Annotated in this window: 11 protein-coding genes; 8 read left to right on the top strand and 3 right to left on the bottom strand. The window is 72.5% G+C overall.

The window, feature by feature from the left end:
- Positions 1 to 39 precede the first annotated feature (39 nt).
- Positions 40 to 1,395 (bottom strand): sensor histidine kinase, encoded by a 1,356-nt coding sequence (locus HT134_RS03425; RefSeq protein WP_312887943.1) that lies wholly within the window; start codon positions 1,393 to 1,395, stop codon positions 40 to 42.
- Between the two features lie 221 nt (positions 1,396 to 1,616).
- Positions 1,617 to 3,221 carry a glycoside hydrolase family 13 protein gene (locus HT134_RS03420; RefSeq protein ID WP_175600094.1) on the bottom strand — a complete coding sequence of 535 codons (1,605 nt, stop codon included), beginning with the start codon at positions 3,219 to 3,221 and terminating at the stop codon, positions 1,617 to 1,619.
- A gap of 307 nt (positions 3,222 to 3,528) precedes the next feature.
- Here HT134_RS03420 and HT134_RS03415 point away from each other — a divergent pair, with 307 nt between their 5' ends.
- The 5 genes from HT134_RS03415 to HT134_RS03395 are packed head-to-tail and all read left to right on the top strand — an operon-like array spanning position 3,529 to position 10,348.
- On the top strand, positions 3,529 to 4,818 hold the full coding sequence (locus HT134_RS03415; protein WP_175598757.1) for a sugar ABC transporter substrate-binding protein: 1,290 nt from the start codon (positions 3,529 to 3,531) through the stop codon (positions 4,816 to 4,818).
- A gap of 4 nt (positions 4,819 to 4,822) precedes the next feature.
- A complete protein-coding gene (locus HT134_RS03410) occupies positions 4,823 to 6,391 on the top strand; it encodes an ABC transporter permease subunit (protein ID WP_175598756.1) in 1,569 nt (522 codons plus the stop codon).
- A gap of 32 nt (positions 6,392 to 6,423) precedes the next feature.
- Positions 6,424 to 7,227 (top strand): sugar ABC transporter permease, encoded by an 804-nt coding sequence (locus HT134_RS03405; protein WP_175600093.1) that lies wholly within the window; start codon positions 6,424 to 6,426, stop codon positions 7,225 to 7,227.
- A gap of 4 nt (positions 7,228 to 7,231) precedes the next feature.
- Positions 7,232 to 9,019, top strand: coding sequence for a glycoside hydrolase family 13 protein (locus HT134_RS03400; protein ID WP_175598755.1), 1,788 nt, complete (start codon positions 7,232 to 7,234; stop codon positions 9,017 to 9,019).
- Positions 9,020 to 9,079: 60 nt separating this feature from the next.
- Positions 9,080 to 10,348 (top strand): right-handed parallel beta-helix repeat-containing protein, encoded by a 1,269-nt coding sequence (locus tag HT134_RS03395; protein ID WP_175598754.1) that lies wholly within the window; start codon positions 9,080 to 9,082, stop codon positions 10,346 to 10,348.
- A 3-nt stretch (positions 10,349 to 10,351) separates the two neighbouring features.
- On the opposite strand, the gene HT134_RS03390 is transcribed toward HT134_RS03395, so the two are convergent.
- Positions 10,352 to 10,912, bottom strand: a complete 561-nt coding sequence (locus HT134_RS03390) for a TetR/AcrR family transcriptional regulator (RefSeq protein WP_175598753.1) — start codon at positions 10,910 to 10,912, stop codon at positions 10,352 to 10,354.
- An 88-nt stretch (positions 10,913 to 11,000) separates the two neighbouring features.
- Here HT134_RS03390 and HT134_RS03385 point away from each other — a divergent pair, with 88 nt between their 5' ends.
- The 3 genes from HT134_RS03385 (at position 11,001) to HT134_RS03375 (ending at position 16,182) form a co-directional block, all read left to right on the top strand.
- A complete protein-coding gene (locus HT134_RS03385) occupies positions 11,001 to 14,117 on the top strand; it encodes a bifunctional cytochrome P450/NADPH--P450 reductase (protein WP_175598752.1) in 3,117 nt (1,038 codons plus the stop codon).
- Positions 14,118 to 14,296: 179 nt separating this feature from the next.
- Complete coding sequence (locus HT134_RS03380) at positions 14,297 to 14,896, top strand: ACT domain-containing protein (protein WP_175598751.1); 600 nt, start codon at positions 14,297 to 14,299, stop codon at positions 14,894 to 14,896.
- A gap of 122 nt (positions 14,897 to 15,018) precedes the next feature.
- Positions 15,019 to 16,182, top strand: a complete 1,164-nt coding sequence (locus tag HT134_RS03375) for an acyl-CoA dehydrogenase family protein (RefSeq protein ID WP_175598750.1) — start codon at positions 15,019 to 15,021, stop codon at positions 16,180 to 16,182.
- Positions 16,183 to 16,202: the final 20 nt, after the last annotated feature.

Genomic DNA, 16,202 nt, shown 5'->3' with positions numbered 1-16,202 from the left:
CCACTCGATCCCCTGATGTCACGGGCTTTTCGGCTGCTCTCACTCCGCCAGGGCCGCCGACGGAAGGCGCAGCACGAAGCGGGCGCCGCCCTGGCAGTCCTCGACGGTCAGCTCGCCGCCGTGGGCCACCGCCACGTCCCGCGCGATCGCGAGGCCAAGCCCGGTGCCGCCGGCGTCGCGGCTGCGCGCCGCGTCCAGCCGGGTGAACCGCTCGAAGATCCGCTCGCGGTCCTCCTCGGCGATCTCCGCGCCGTCGTTCTCCACGGCCAGCACGGCGGTGCCGTCCTCGCATCCCACCGACACCCTGACGTACCGGTCGGCGTGCCGTTCGGCGTTGTCGAGCAGGTTCGTCAGCACCCGGGCGAGCTGGAGCCGTACGCCCTGGACGAGCACGCCGTCCTCGACCGCCAGCCGGATCGGGACCCGGTCCTTGCGGACGGACAGCTCCTCGCGGACCATCTCCCCGAGGTCCAGCCACTCCTTCGCCGCGTCGTCCACGCGCGAGCCGATCCGGGCCAGCAGGAGGAGGTCGGTGATGATCGCCTCCAGCCGGTCGGTGTCGCGCAGCGCGCTGGTGACGAGGGCCTCGAGGTCGGTGTCGTCCGGGTAGAGCTGGGCGCTCTCCAGCTGGGCGCGCAGCCCGGCGATGGGGGTGCGCAGCTCGTGGGAGGCGTCGGAGGCGAACTGGCGCTGCTGGCGGGACGAGCGCTCCAGGCGGGCGAGCGTCCCGTTGATGGAGGCGGCCAGCCCGGACAGCTCGTCGTCCCCGGCCGGCTGTGCCACGCGGCGGCTCAGGTCGCTGGCGTTGATCTCGTCGAGCTGGGCGCGCATGGCCGCCACCGGCCGCAGCGCCCGCCCCATGATCATCCAGGTGGCCCAGCCGGTGATGCCGATGAGGATCGCGATCTCGATCGCGGCCACCGTCTCCAGGGTGTGGTCGTTCAGCACGGCGGGGGCGCGGCGCCCGGCGTACACGACGCTGGAGTCCGGTTCGAGGGACACGCGGACGGCGGTCAGGTACAGGCACATCCGCGACACACACGGCCGTGCGGTGATGACGCGGTCGTCGGGGGCCGGCCACAGGTCGCTCAGGCGGGGCATGGCGGCGGCCCCGTCACTGGCCGCGCTGACCGTGCCGTGGGGGTTGACGATCTGGATGAGCGGCACGGTGGGGTCGAGCACCGGGATCCGGCCGCCCCGCCACAACGCCCCGGCGTGGGTCTCGGTGGCGATCCGCTCGGCGACGTTGCGGGTGTCGCGGGACACGCTCGCCGCGACCCAGGCGCGCGTCACGGTGACCGCCCCGATCCCGAACGGGATCAGCAGCACCGCCGCGATCAGCGTCGTGACGAGCGTGACACGCCCGCGTAGGGAGCGCGCCCAGATGCCGGACACGCCCCGAGGTTACTAACCGTGACATTCGCCGTTAGTCGCGTGCAGGGAAAGATTCACCCAACGCCCGTCACACCCGCGCCCGCCCCCGCGCCGCCCACCCCCGCGCCGCCCGCGCGCCCGCGCTCTGCCCCCGCCCCCGCGTCCGCGCCCGCGACGCCGAGGACGCCCGGGAACGAGGGCGACCGGTGATCAGGGAGGACCGGCGAGCGGGGACGGTGCGGTCAGCGGGTCTCGGAGTCGAGCTGGAGCCAGATCGTGGTGTCGGGAGCCACCGCCCCGGGGGCGGGCTGCGGGCCGCTCGACAGCAGGACCTCGCCGGACAGCCCCAGCTCGGCCAGGGACACCGGCTCCTCGCCCGTGTTGAGCACGACGGCGAGCCCGGGGGAGCGTTCCAGCGCCAGCACGTCCTCGCGCAGCTCCGGCGCGGGGACCTCCAGCCACCGCAGGGTGCCGCCGCCCAGCGCCGGGTGCTCCCTGCGCAGCCGCAGCGCCGCCCGGTAGAGGTTCAGCGTCGAGCCGGGGTCGTCCTGCTGGGCCTCGGCCGACAGCTCCCGCCAGTCCTCGGGGATCGGCAGCCAGGGCTCGCGCCAGCCGCAGCCGGGCTCGGCGGTCCACGGCAGCGGCACGCGGCAGCCGTCGCGGCTCTCGCCGCTGCGCTTGAACGCCGGGTCCTGGCGCAGCTCGTCGGGCAGGTCGAGGACCTCGGGCAGGCCCAGCTCCTCGCCGTTGTAGAGGTAGGCGGAGCCGGGCAGCGCCAGCATGAGCAGCGTGGCGGCGCGGGCGCGGGCCAGGCCGCCGTGGCGGGTGACGTGGCGCGGCTTGTCGTGGTTGGACAGCACCCACGTGGTGGGCGCGCCGACCAGCTCGGCCTCGGCCAGCGACTTCTCGATGACCGTGCGGAACGACTTGGCGTGGTAGTCGGCCATCATGAAGTCGAACGAGAACGCCTGGTGCAGCTCGTCGGGCTGCACGTAGCGGGCGAGCCGCTCGGGCGAGGCCACCCACGCCTCGGCCACGGCCATCCGGCCGCCCGGGTAGGAGTCGAGGATCGGCCGCCACTCGCGGTAGATGTCGTGCACGCCGTCCTGGTCGAAGTACGGCACCCGCTCGTCGCCGAGCAGCTCGACCTGGCGGCCCTCCTTCGGCCCGACGTCCGGCAGCCCGGCGTCCTTGATCATGCCGTGGGCCACGTCGACGCGGAAGCCGTCGACGCCCCGGTCGAGCCAGAAGCGCAGGATGTCGCGGAACTCGGCGCGCACCTCGGGGTTCTCCCAGTTGAGGTCCGGCTGCTCGGGCGCGAACAGATGGAGGTACCACTGCCCGTCCGGGGTCCGGGTCCAGGCGGGGCCGCCGAAGACGGACTCCCAGTCGTTGGGGGCGTCGCGGAAGATGTAACGGTCGCGGTGTTCGCCGCGCAGCGCCTCCTGGAACCAGGGGTGCCGGTCGGAGGAGTGGTTGGGCACCAGGTCGACGATGACCCGGATGCCGAGCGCGTGCGCGTCGGCGACCAGCGCGTCGAAGTCGGCCAGCGTGCCGAACATGGGGTCCACGTCGCGGTAGTCGGCCACGTCGTAGCCGGCGTCGGCCTGCGGCGAGGTGTAGAAGGGGCTCAGCCAGAGGGCGTCGACCCCGAGCTCGCTGAGGTAGCCGAGCCGGGCGCGCACGCCGGGCAGGTCGCCCATGCCGTCGCCGTCGGAGTCGGCGAAGCTGCGCGGATACACCTGGTACACGACGGCGTCGCGCCACCAGTCGTCGTTGGTCGCGGCGCCGGGCAGCGTCCCGGCGGCGGGCCGGGTGCCGGGCAGCGGGTGCGGCGAGGTGGCCATGTCGTCCTTCTTCCCCCGTGGGTGGTTCACGTTCCGATGCAGGATGACCCGTGCGCTCGGCAGCGGTCAAGCGCAAGTTGCGGAAACTTGCATGGACGCACCTCGGGCCGGTCATAGCCCTGGTTCTCGGGTCAACCTGGGGTCATGCCGGGTCTGAATCAGGTAACGCTTTCTGCAAGTTCTTCCAATTCTTGCAAAGTCTCGCTAACGTCGCGGAAACACAAGCCGCCGCTGGGGCGGCCCAAGGGATCTACCGGCGGCGGCGCCTCCCCGCGTCGCCGCTCCCTCCGTGACCTCAGGAGGTCCGATGCGCAAGCGAGCCATGGGTGCGGCGGCACATCTGGCGGCCCTTTCCGCACTGGCGGTCGCCGTGACGGCCTGCGGCGGTGGTGGCGACAAGGCCGCGCCCTCGGCGGCGCCCACCGGGTCGAGCGGCGCCACCGCGCCCGCCGCCCAGGGCGGCAAGCTCGTGATCTGGGCAGACCCCAACCGGGTCAAGGCCCTCAAGCCCTTCGCCGAGCAGTTCGGCACCGATAACGGTGTGACCGTCGAGGTGAAGGAGATCAGCAAGGACAACCAGCAGGTCTTCCTGACCGCCTCGCAGCAGGGCAGCGGCCCCGACATCATGGTCGGCGCGCACGACTGGATCGGCAACCTCGTGCAGAACGGCGCCATCGACCCGGTCAACCTCACCGAGGAGCAGAAGGCCGCCTTCCCCGAGATCGCCATGAAGGCCGTCACCTTCAACGGCCAGGTCTACGCCGCGCCGTACGCGGTGGAGAACATCGCGCTGATCCGCAACACCGACCTCGCGCCCGACGCCCCCGCCACGATCGAGGACCTCGTCGCCAAGGGCAAGGCGCTCAAGGAGGCGGGCAAGGTCAAGGAGGTGCTCTGCCTGCCGGTCGCCCAGAAGGGCGACGCCTTCCACGTCTACCCGATCTTCGCCTCCGGCGGCGGCGCCCTGTTCGGCGCGACCTCCACGGGCGACCCCGACCCCAAGAAGGTGCTGGTCGGCTCGGCCGACTCGGTCAAGGCGTTCGACCGGCTCAAGGAGCTCGGCGAGAAGGGCGAGGGGGCGCTCAAGACCTCCATCACCAACGAGAACTACATCGCCACCTTCGCCGCCAAGAAGTGCGCCTTCCTCATCTCCGGCCCGTGGGCCATGGGCGATGTGAAGAAGGGCGGCTTCCCCTACGACATCACGCCCGTCCCGTCGTTCAAGGGCGGCAAGCCGGCCACCCCGTTCGTCGGCGTGCAGTCGTTCTTCGTCGCGGCCAAGGGCAAGAACAAGGCGCTGGCGCAGGAGTTCGTCGCCAACTACGTCACCAACAAGGACGTCGCCAAGGCCCTGTACGCGGCCGACCCGCGCCCGCCGGCGCTGACCGCGGCGCTCCAGGAGGTCCAGGCGGCCGACGCCGACGCCGGCAAGTTCATGGAGGCCGGCAAGAACGGCTTCCCCATGCCGGCCATCCCCGAGATGGCGGCCATCTGGGAGCCGTTCGGCATCGCCGAGGCCGCGGTCGTCAAGGGCGGCGACCCCGCCAAGTCCGCCGAGGCGGCGCAGAAGGCCATCGACTCCTCGATCAAGAACTGACGCCATGGCGCACGACGCGCACGCGGCCGCGGACACCCGCAGGGGTCCGCGGCCGCGCCGGGAGGTCACCACGGCGTTCGTGGTGAGCAGGGTCGCGGTGCTGGCCGTGGCCGCCGCGCTGCTGCTCTACGCCGCCCCGCCGCTGGTCGCCGACGGGTCGTGGGTGTCGCTCACGCTGCTCTGCGCGGCGAGCGCGGGCATCGCCTACCTGTACCTGACCCGGCGCTTCGTCCCGGCGAAGTACCTCATCCCGGGCACCGTCTGCCTGCTCGCCTTCCAGGTCTTCCCCGTCCTGTACACGGTGAGCACCGCGTTCACCAACTTCGGCGACGGGCACCGCGGCGACAAGCAGGCGGCCGTCAGCGCCATCGAGACCGGCTCCGTCCGGCAGGCCCCCGGCTCGCCCGAGTACGCGCTGACCGCGGCGCTGCGCGACGGCGAGCTGGTGTTCCTGCTCGTGGACCCCAAGACCAAGCAGGTGCAGGCCGGGTCCGGGCAGGGGCTCGCCCCGGTGACCGGGGCGCAGGTCGGCGTCACGGGCAAGGTCCTGCGGGCCCCCGGCTTCACCGTGCTCAAGGCGCCCGAGGCCGCCGCCCGCGGCCAGGAGATCTCCAAGCTGGCCGTGCCGACCAGCGGCGGGGTGATCAAGGCCAACGGGCTGAGCCGCGCCGTCGAGGGCCGCGCCGCCCTCGTCTACGACGCCGCCTGCGACTGCGTCAACGGCGAGGGCGGCCCCTGGAAGGCCGACGAGGCGCGCGGCTACTTCGTCAACGCCCGGGGCGATCACCTGGCGCAGGGCTGGCAGGTGAACGTCGGGTTCGGCAACTTCACCCGGGTGCTCACCGATCCGACGATCTCCGGGTACTTCCTCGGCGTCTTCGGCTGGAACCTGGTGTTCGCGCTGGCCTCGGCCGGCGGCACGTTCGTGCTCGGCATGGCCGTGGCCCTGGCCCTGCACCACCCCCGCATGCGCGGCACCAAGATCTACCGGATCGCGCTGATCCTGCCGTACGCGATGCCGTCCTTCGCCATGCTGCTGGTGTGGCGCGACATGTTCAACCGCGACTTCGGCCTGATCAACCAGCTTTTCGGGACGAACGTCGACTGGCTCGGCCAGAGCGGCACCGCCCGCGCCGCGGTCATCCTGGTCAACCTCTGGCTCGGCTTCCCGTACATGTTCCTCGTCACGACCGGCGCGCTCCAGGCGATCCCGCGCGAGCTGACCGAGGCGGCCTCCATCGACGGCGCCTCGCCCTGGTACGGGTTCCGCAAGGTGACGCTGCCGCTGCTGCTGGTGGCGCTCACGCCGTTGCTGATCTCGTCGTTCGCGTTCAACTTCAACAACTTCAACGCCATCCAGCTCACCAGCGAGGGCGGCCCGTTCCCGGCCGAGAGCCCGCAGGTGGGCGCGACCGACCTGCTCATCACCTACACCTTCCGCCTGGCCTTCGGCGCGGGCGGCGCGCAGTTCGGCTTCGCGGCGGCGATCTCGGTGTTCATCTTCGCCCTCGTGGCCGTCATCTCGGCGGTGGCCTTCCGCCGCACCCGCAAGCAGGAGGAGGTCTACGCGTGAAGCTCGCGCTCCGGCACGGCTTCGTGCTGCTGATGTGCGTGTTCGCCCTGGTGCCGATCCTCTTCGTGGTATCGGCGGCGATCAACCCGCTCGGCACGCTCGCCTCCACCGACCTCGTGCCGCACGGGGCCAGCCTCGGCAACTTCGCCGACCTGTTCAGCAACGACCGCTACCCGTTCGCCCGCTGGTTCCTCAACTCGGTGTTCATCGCGCTGGCCGCCTCGTTCGCCAGCCTGCTGCTGTCGATGATGGCCGCCTACGCCTTCAGCCGGATGCGTTTCCGAGGGCGCCGGGTGGGACTGCTGGCGCTGCTGCTCATCCAGATGTTCCCGCAGTTCCTGGCCATCGTGACGATCTTCATGATCTTCACGCGGGTCACCGAGCTGTACCCGGCGATCGGCTTCGACACCGTGTGGGGCCTCCTGCTGCTCTACCTGGGCGGGGCGCTGGGCGCGAACACGTGGCTGATGAAGGGCTTCCTCGACACCGTGCCGAAGGAGCTGGACGAGGCGGCCACCGTGGACGGCGCCACCCACGCGCAGATCTTCTGGCGGGTGATCCTGCCGCTGGTCACCCCGATCCTGGCGGTGACCGGGCTGCTCGCGTTCATCGGCATCATGAGCGAGTTCATCATGGCCAGCGTGTTCCTGCGCGACCCGGAGAGCAAGACGCTCGCCGTCGGCATGTTCGGCATGATCGCCGGTGACCAGCGCAACGCCAACTTCGGCATGTTCGCCGCCGGCACGCTGATCACCGCGATCCCGACGGTCGGCGTGTTCCTCTGGCTGCAGAAGTTCATCGTCTCCGGCCTGACCGCCGGGGCCGTGAAGGGATAGGCGCATGCTGCTGTTCGCCGGGGAGCCGCACCACGACGGCTCCGCGCTCTACGTGTCCGACCTCGCGCCGTCGCTCGGCTCGCGGGTGACGGTCCGGCTGCGCGCGCCGCGCGCCGCCGGCGTCACCGCCGTGCACGTCCGCACGGTGGAGGACGGCGAGCCCCGCTACACCGAGGCCGCCGTGGACGAGCTCAGGACGTCCTCGCACGTCACCGGGTACGGCCCCGACGACGTGTGGTGGCACGCCGAGATCACCGCCGTCAATCCGGTGACCCGCTACCGGTTCCTGCTGCTCACCGCGCGCGGCCAGGTGTGGCTGACCGCCGGCGGCCTCGCCGGACACGACGTGACCGACGACACCGACTTCCGGCTCGTCGCCCACGACGCGCCGCCGGCCTGGATGGCCGACGCGATCGTCTACCAGATCTTCCCCGACCGCTTCGGCCGCTCCGGCGCGTCCCGGCCGCTGCCCGACTGGGCGCTGCCGCGCGACTGGGACCGCGACCCGGTCATCCCGAGCGGCCCCGGCACCTCGCAGCAGTTCTACGGCGGCGACCTCGACGGCGTCGTCCGCCACCTGGACCACGTCCAGGCCCTCGGCGTCGACACCGTCTACCTCACGCCGATCTTCCCGGCCCGCTCCAACCACCGCTACAACGCCGCCGCGTTCGACCGGATCGACCCGCTGCTCGGCGGCGAGGAGGCGCTGCGGCGGCTCGCGGACGCGCTGCACGCGCGCGGCATGCGGCTGCTCGGCGACATCACCACCAACCACTGCGGCGACACCCACCCGTGGTTCACCGCCGCCGTGTCCGACGTGAACGCCCCCGAGCGCGAGATGTTCTTCTTCGACCCCGACACCGGCGACTACGAGGCGTGGTTCGGGGTCAAGACGCTGCCGAAGCTCAACTGGCGCAGCGACCTGGTGCGCTCCCGCGTGCCGGCCGTCCTCAAGCGGTGGCTGGGGCCGCTCGACGGATGGCGCGTGGACGTGGCCAACATGACCGGGCGCCGCGGCGCGGACGACCTCACGCACGAGGTCGCGGCGCTGCTGCGGCGCGAGCTGGGGCCGGAGGTGGCGCTCGTCGCCGAGCACTCCCACGACGCCACCGGCGACCTCGACCGCGGCGGCTGGCACGGCACCATGAACTACGGCGGCTTCACCCGCCCCGTCTGGACCTGGCTGCGCGGCCCCGGGCTCGACCTGCCGCAGTTCCTCGGCGTCCCCGGCGGGGTGCCGGCCCGCGACGGCACGGCCGCCCTGGCCACGGTCCGGACGTTCGCCGCGCGCATGTCGTGGCGCTCGCTCGTCCACTCGTGGCAGCTCCTCGACTCCCACGACACGCCGCGCATCCGCACCGTGACCGGCTCGCGCGCCCTCCACCTGGTGGCGCTGGGCCTGCAGGCCACGCTGCCGGGCACGCCGATGGTGTTCGCGGGCAGCGAGTTCGGCCTCACCGGCGTGAACGGCGAGCACGCGCGCACCCCCATGCCGTGGGACCGCCCGGCCGACCAGGACCTCGCCACCCTCGCGGCCTACCGGGAGCTGTTCGGGCTGCGCCGCGCCGAGCCGGCGCTGCGGCACGGCGGCCTGCGCTGGCTGCACGCCGACGCCGACCATCTGGTGTTCGCCCGCGAGTGCGAGGCCGAGACGCTGCTCGTGAGCGCCCGCCGCGCCCCCGGAGCGCCGCTGCCGCTGCCCGGTCCGGCGACCCCGGTCCACAACGCTTCGGACACGAACGTGATCCCGGGCGACGGACCCGCGCTGAGGATCTGGCGTCTGGCGCGGTGAGCCGATACGTTAACGCCCTGCCTCCTTGAGCGTTCAACTTGATGACCGGGCGTGGTGAGCGTGAACCTTCTGTCAGCGGCTGTCCTGACGTCGTCCCTGCTTCCGTTCGGCGCGGGAACGACGCACAGCGCGGGAACGACGCACAGCGCCGGCACGACGTACTACGTCGACTCGCGGAAGGGCGACGACTCGGCCGCCGGCACCAGCGCCACCGCCCCGTGGCGCTCGCTCGACAAGGTCAACGCCGCCGACCTGAAGCCCGGCGACGCGGTCAGCCTCAAGCGCGGCAGCCGGTGGACCGGCACCCTCACCCTGTCCGCCAACGGCACGGCCGCCCGGCCCATCGTCGTCCAGCCGTACGGCAAGGGCCCGCTCGCCACGATCAGCGGCGAGGAGGGCAACTGCGTGGTCGTCAGCGGCGACCACTGGCGCGTCAGCGGCCTGCGCGCCTCCGGGTGCCTGTGGGCCGGCTTCGAGGTCGGCGGCGACGGCAACCACCTGGCAGGGGTGCGGGCCGACCACAACGTCGCCGGCGTCTGGATCACCCCGACCGGCTCGCGCAACGTCGTGCGCGACAGCGTCCTCGCCGACAACGACAAGATGAGCGTCAACGACGACGCCCCCGACAACGACTCCGGGGCGTTCGGCGTCCTGCTCAACGGCGACGACAACCTCGTCACCCGCAACACGATCACCGGCAGTGACGCGGCGAGCCGCGACTACGGCCGCGACGGCGCGGCCGTCGAGGTCTTCGACGGCGACCGCAACCTCGTCACCTACAACCGCGCCCACGACAACGAGACGTTCACCGAGCTGGGGGCGACGAAGGGCAGCACCGCCACGGGCAACGTGTTCGCCTTCAACGTCGTCACCTCGTCGCTGCGGCAGAGCTCGTTCCTCGTCACCCGCGGCCCGCGGCACGTGGTGGGGCCGGTGCTGGGCACGATCGCGGTGCACAACTCGGTGTACCTGACCGGGCGGCGCACGGTCGGCTGGACCTGCCACGGCGGCTGCTCGCCGGCGGTCCTGCGGCTGCGCAACAACGCCGTCGAGGTCGGCGGGCAGGCCGGCTACGAGGACGGCAGGGGCGCCGACGAGGCGGGCGGTGTCTACAAGGCCCGCTCGGCCCGCTTCCGGCCCGGCCCGAGGACCGCCATGACGGACCCGCGCTTCGTCTCGCGCACCGACCTGCGGCTGCGCCCGGGCTCCCCGGCGCTGCGCAACGGGCTGCCGCTGTCGGCGGCCTGGTTCGGCGGCACGGCCCTGACCTCCGACATCGCGGGCAGGCCGCTGTCCTCGCCGCCGTCGGCGGGCGCCTACCAGCCCTGACGGTCAGGGCCGGGGGAGACCGCGGATGATCATGTCGATGGCCGTCTCGTAGACGCGGTCCGCCTGCGCCGGGTCGTCGCGGCCGAGGTGGCCCTGGCGCTCGGTCACCACCAGCCCCGCCACGAACCCGTGGAGCACGTCGGCCGTGGTCGTCCGCTCCTCCTCCGGAACGCCCGCGTCGGCCAGGATCGGGAACAACACGTCCCAGATCCCGCCCTGGTGGTCGGCGACGGTCTCCGGGTGGGTGTGGATGTACGCCCACAGCGACGGATACCGATGGACCATCCGCCGGTAGGCGTGGGCGAGGTCGCGCAGCCGCTCCTGCCACGGCGACCCCGGCTTGTCGGGCAGCGCCAGGCGCCCGGCCATGGTCTGGCAGATCTGGCTGATCAGCGCCGTCTTGTTGGCGACGTGGTGGTAGAGCGACATGGGGTTGACGTCGAGGACCGCGGCGAGCTTGCGCATCGACAGCGCCTCGACGCCGCCCTCCTCCACCAGCCGCAGCGCCGTCGAGTGGATCTCCTCGGGAGTCAGGGGGGCACCCCTGCGCGCACTGACAGCCATACAGCGTATGCTAGCGATAGCCATACGGTGTATGGCTACGTACGGGCCATCGTTATGGCTGCTCGAGAGGCGATACCAGGGAGCGTTCATGAAGCAGATCCCCTCTCCGTCCGGTTTGCCGATCCTCGGCAACACCCTGCAGATCCCGGCGCACTCGCCCATGGCGCACTTCACGGAGCTCGCCGGCAGGTACGACGAGGGCCTGTTCCAACTCGACCTCCTCGGCCGCAAGGTGGTCTTCGTCTACGACCCCGACATGGTGGCCGAGCTGTGCGACGAGACGCGCTTCCGCAAGCGGATCGAGCCGCCCCTGTCGATCGTGCGCGACTTCTCCGGCGACGGGCTGTTCACCGCCGAGCTGGACGAACCGGTCTGGGGCCAGGCGCACCGCATCCTCATGCCGGCCTTCAGCCAGCGCTCGATGAAGGCGTACTACCCGCAGATGCTGGAGATCGCCGAGCGGCTGACCGCCTCCTGGGCCGCCCGCCAGGGCGAGGACCTGCCCGTGTCGGACGACATGACCCGGCTCACCCTCGACGTCATCTCCCTGACCGGCTTCGGCTACCGCTTCGAGTCGTTCCGCTCGCCCGAGTTGCACCCCTTCCTCAAGGCCATGGGCGGCGCGCTGACCGAGGCCATGGTCCGCAACCAGCAGCTCCCCGTGGTCACCAAGCTCAAGCGCAGGAGCGAGGAGACCTACCGCCAGGACATCGCCACCATGCGGGAGCTGGTGGACGACGTCATCAGGCGGCGCCGGGCCGAGCCGTCCGGCGGGGCCAAGGACCTGCTCGGGCTGATGCTGGAGGCCTCCGACCCGCTCACCGGCGAGCGCCTGCCCGACGCCAACATCCGCGACCAGGTCCTCACCTTCCTCATCGCCGGCCACGAGACGACCAGCGGCCTGCTCTCCTTCGCGCTGTACAACCTGCTGCGCCACCCCCACACCCTGGCCCAGGCCTACGACGAGGTGGACCGGCTGCTGCCCGGCGACGAGCCGCCCACGTACGAGACGATCATGAAGCTGGACGTGATCCCGCGCGTCCTCGACGAGACGCTGCGCACCTGGTCGCCGATCCCCGCCTTCGCCGTCACCGCCCTGGAGGACACCACGGTCGGCGGCTACCCCTTCCCCGCGGGCACGCCGGCCGTGATCGTGCTGCCCGCGTTGCACCGCCACCCGAAGGCGTGGGAGCGGCCCGAGGAGTTCGACATCGACCGCTGGCTGCCCGAGCGCAAGCAGGAGCAGCACCCGGCCGGCTACAAGCCGTTCGGCAACGGCGAACGGGCCTGCATCGGCCGGCAGTTCGCGCTCACCGAGGCCCGGCTGACGCTGGCGATGCTGCTGCGTCGCTTCGCGCTCTCCGACCCCTCGGCGTACCGGATGCAGATCAAGCAGACGCTCACCCTCAAGCCGGAGGGCTTCACCCTCCAGGTGCGCGAGCGGCGCCCGCACGAGCGCTTCACCGCCGCCGCGGTCACGCAGAGCGAGGAGCAGGGGGACGGGCAGGAGATCGCGGTGACCGGCGTGCCGCTCACCGTCGCCTACGGCTCCAACCTCGGCACCGCCTCCGACATCGCGGAGCGCTTCGCCGAGCGGGCCGGCCGGTCCGGGTTCGCCACCACGCTCACCACGCTCGACGACCTCGAACCGCCCCGCGAGGGCCTGCTCGTCGTCGTCGCCTCCTCCTACAACGGCAAGGCCCCCGACAACGCCCAGCGCTTCGACGCCCTGGACACCCTGCCCGACCTGTCCGGGGTGCGGCTGGCCGTCCTCGGCTGCGGCAACACCCAGTGGCCCACGTACCAGGACTTCCCGCGCCGCGCGTACGACAAGCTGACCGCCGCCGGCGCCGTCCCGCTGGTCGAGCGGGGCGAGGCCGACGCGGACGGCGACTTCGACGGCGACGTGTCCGCCTGGACCGCGAAGCTGTGGGCGGCCCTCGCCGAGGAGTACAGCGCCTCGGCCGCCGACGCCGGCCCCCGCTACGAGGTGGAGGTGCTGACCGAGGCCGAGGTGCGGCCCGCCGTCGTCTCCGAGCGCGCCTTCCCGCTGACCGTCGTGTCCAGCGAGGAGCTGACCCACGACCCGTCAGGGCTCTGGGACTTCTCCGTCGAGGCGCCGCGGCCCGGGGTCCGCTCGATCGTGGCCGAGCTGCCCGAGGGCGTCACCTACTCCGCCGGCGACCACCTGGCCGTCTTCGCCAAGAACGACCCCGAGCTGGTTGAGTGGGCGCTGCGCTGCCTGCGCGTGCCGCGCGAGCAGGTCGTCCGGCTGCGTGCCCGGGGCGGCACGCACCTGCCGGTGGACCGGCCCGTCACGGCCGGGCTGCTGCTGACCGAGTTCGCCGAGCTGCAGGAGGTCGCCACCCGCGCCGACCTGGAGGCGCTGGCCGCCCACACCGGCTGCCCGTGGACCCGGCAGCAGCTCGCCGCCCTGTCCGCGGACTACGCCGACGAGATCCTCGCCAAGCGGGTGTCGCCGCTCGCGCTGCTGGAGCGGTTCCCGGCCGTCGAACTGCCGCTGGCGGCGTTCCTGGAGATGGCCGGCCCGATCAGGCCGCGCTACTACTCGGTGTCGTCCTCGCCGCTGGCCGAGCCGGGCCGGGTGCGGATCACCGTCGGGCTCGTCGAGGGTCCGGCCTGGTCCGGCAGCGGGCGCTACCAGGGCATGTGCTCGGCCTACCTGGCGGCCCTCGCCCCCGGCGAGACGTTCTACGGCTACGTCCGGGTGCCCGCGCCGCCGTTCCGGCTGCCGGACGACCCCGAGACGCCGGTGATCCTGGTGGGGCCGGGCACCGGGTTCGCGCCCCTGCGCGGGTTCCTGGAGGAGCGCGCGCTGAGCGGGGCGGGCGGGCCGGTCGAGGTGTTCACCGGGTGCCGCCACCCCGGGCACGACTTCCTGTACCGGGAGGAGCTGGCGCGCTGGGCCGAGGCGCCGCACGTCCGGGTGCACGAGGCGTTCTCGGCCGTGCCGGGGCACCCGTACCGGTTCGTCCAGGACGCGGTGGCCGCCGAGGCGGACCGCGTCGGGGAGCTGCTGGAGGCCGGCGCGCACGTGTACGTGTGCGGCGACGGGCTGCGCATGGCCCCTGCGGTCCGCGCGGCGCTCGCCGCGATCCACCGGGACCGCACGGGCGGCGACGGGGAGGCGTGGCTGGCGTCCCTGGAGGAGCAGGGGCGCTACCAGCAGGACGTCTTCGCCTGACCGTGGCCTGGGTCGCCGGGCCTGCGCGGAAAGGCGCAGGCCGCAGGCGGCAAAGGCTCTGTGACGGACCTGCTGCGCGATCAAATATTGGGATATAACCGCAGCATGCGCGACATATGCCTAAAACATTCTCGAAACGTTGTGGCGGCACTGTGGGAGCCCTCGAAAGGAGGGCGCCGATGCTGTTGCGACTGAGGGTGTCGCTGCCGGACCGGCCGGGCGGGCTCGGCCAGGTCGCCCGGGCGCTCGGCGCGCTGGGCGCCGACATTCTGCAGGTCACCGTGCTCGAACGCGAGTCCGGCCGGGCCGTGGACGACTTCACCGTCTCCTGGCCGGGCGCCGCCACGACCGACGAGGTCCGCGACCGGCTGTCGGCGGTGCCCGGCGTCCGCATCGAGGGCGTCTGGGCCACCAGGGAGGTGCCGGGCTCGGCGCCCGACTACGACCTGCTCATGCACGTCGCCGCCGACCCCGGGCGGGCCTTCCCGACGCTGGTGGACGCGCTGCCCGCGCTGTGCTGGGCCGAGTGGTCGCTGGCACTGGCCGGCGGCGAGGTGCGGCACGCCAGCCTGTCCGCGCCCGCCGTGTTCGACCTGGACGAGCCGCCCCTGCGCGCCACCACGCGCGTCTCCGAGAAGCTGCGGCTCATGCTGCTGCCGGTCGCCGCCCACGACATGCACGTGGTGGTCGCCCGCTCCGAGGGCCCCGGCTTCCACCGCGCCGAGGTCGAGCGGGCCGCGCGCATCGTGGACGTCGTCTCCGCGCTGTCCAGGCGCTGAGCCCCCGCCGCACGCCGGGTACGTCGGCCCTGACGTTGACCCGGAAAACGGCGGATCACTAGCGTGATCGGCGGAGCCGTGCGCGGATCCGCCCCCGCGCGGCGCTGACGGAGGAGCGGCAGATGGACTTCGAGCTGACCGACGAGCAGCGGGCCTTCCGGGAGACGCTCCGGGCGTTCGTGGACAAGGAGATCGTGCCGGTCGCGACCGAGTGGGAGCACTCCGGCCGCTATCCCACGGAGATCGTCGGCACGATGCGGCGGATGGGACTGTTCGGCCTGTCCGTGCCCGAGGAGTACGGCGGCCTGGGCGCCGACATGGTCTCCTTCGCGCTCGTCTTCGAGGAGATCGCGCGCGGCTGGATGGGCGTCGCGGGCATCCTGGGCTCCCACTCGATCGCCTGCTGGATGATCGCCCGCCACGGCACCGACGAGCAGAGACGCCGCCACCTGCCCGACCTCGCCGCCGGCGCCCGCCGCACCGGCATCGCGCTCACCGAGCCCGCCGCGGGCACCGACCTCCAGGGCATCCGCACGCGGGCCGTCCGCGACGGCGACCACTACGTCGTCACCGGCACCAAGACGTGGATCACCAACGCCCGCCACGCCGACCCGCTGCCCGTGCTCGTCAAGACCTCCGTCACCGAGCCCGCGCACAAGGGCATGTCGGTGCTGCTGGTCGACCCGTCGGCCGAGGGCTTCACCGTCAGCCGTGACCTGCCCAAGCTCGGTTACAAGGGCACCGAGACGTGCGAGGTCGTGCTCGACGGCGTGCGCGTGCCGGTCTCGGCGCTGCTCGGCGGCGTCGAGGGCCGGGGCATGCAGCAGGTGCTCGGCGGGCTGGAGATGGGCCGCGTCAACATCGCCGCCCGCGCGGTCGGCGTCGCCCAGGCCGCCTACGACGCCGCCCTCTCCTACGCCCGCGAGCGCACCGCGTTCGGGCAGCCGATCGCCGACTTCCAGGCCGTCCAGCTCAAGCTCGCCGACCTGGCCACCGAGATCCAGGCCGCCCGCCTGCTCACCTACTGGGCCGCCTCCCGGGCCGACGGCGGCGGGCGGATCGACATGGAGGCGGGCATGGCCAAGTACTTCGCCTCCGAGGTGGCGCTGAAGGCGTCGCTGGAGGCCATGCGGATCCACGGCGGCTACGGCTACTCCCAGGAGTTCGTGGTGGAGCGGCTGTACCGGGACGCGCCGCTGATGGCCATCGGCGAGGGCACGAACGACATCCAGCGGCTGGTCATCGCCCGGGCCCTGGTCGCGGGCAAGAACCGGATCGGCTGGTAGACGCGTCGAGCGCGGGCGAG

Source organism: Nonomuraea rhodomycinica (assembly GCF_013363995.1).
Taxonomy (GTDB): domain Bacteria; phylum Actinomycetota; class Actinomycetes; order Streptosporangiales; family Streptosporangiaceae; genus Nonomuraea; species Nonomuraea rhodomycinica.
Note: the sequence above shows the minus strand (reverse complement) of the source record. Positions and strands in the feature narration are given on the sequence as shown.

Coding starts and splice junctions, on each gene's coding strand:
- HT134_RS03415 (WP_175598757.1), top strand. CDS start 3,529: ATGCGCAAGCGAGCCATGGGTGCGGCGGCACATCTGGCGGCCCTTTCC.
- HT134_RS03375 (WP_175598750.1), top strand. CDS start 15,019: ATGGACTTCGAGCTGACCGACGAGCAGCGGGCCTTCCGGGAGACGCTC.
- HT134_RS03390 (WP_175598753.1), bottom strand. CDS start 10,912: ATGGCTGTCAGTGCGCGCAGGGGTGCCCCCCTGACTCCCGAGGAGATC.
- HT134_RS03420 (WP_175600094.1), bottom strand. CDS start 3,221: ATGGCCACCTCGCCGCACCCGCTGCCCGGCACCCGGCCCGCCGCCGGG.
- HT134_RS03380 (WP_175598751.1), top strand. CDS start 14,297: ATGCTGTTGCGACTGAGGGTGTCGCTGCCGGACCGGCCGGGCGGGCTC.
- HT134_RS03410 (WP_175598756.1), top strand. CDS start 4,823: ATGGCGCACGACGCGCACGCGGCCGCGGACACCCGCAGGGGTCCGCGG.
- HT134_RS03385 (WP_175598752.1), top strand. CDS start 11,001: ATGAAGCAGATCCCCTCTCCGTCCGGTTTGCCGATCCTCGGCAACACC.
- HT134_RS03400 (WP_175598755.1), top strand. CDS start 7,232: ATGCTGCTGTTCGCCGGGGAGCCGCACCACGACGGCTCCGCGCTCTAC.
- HT134_RS03405 (WP_175600093.1), top strand. CDS start 6,424: ATGTGCGTGTTCGCCCTGGTGCCGATCCTCTTCGTGGTATCGGCGGCG.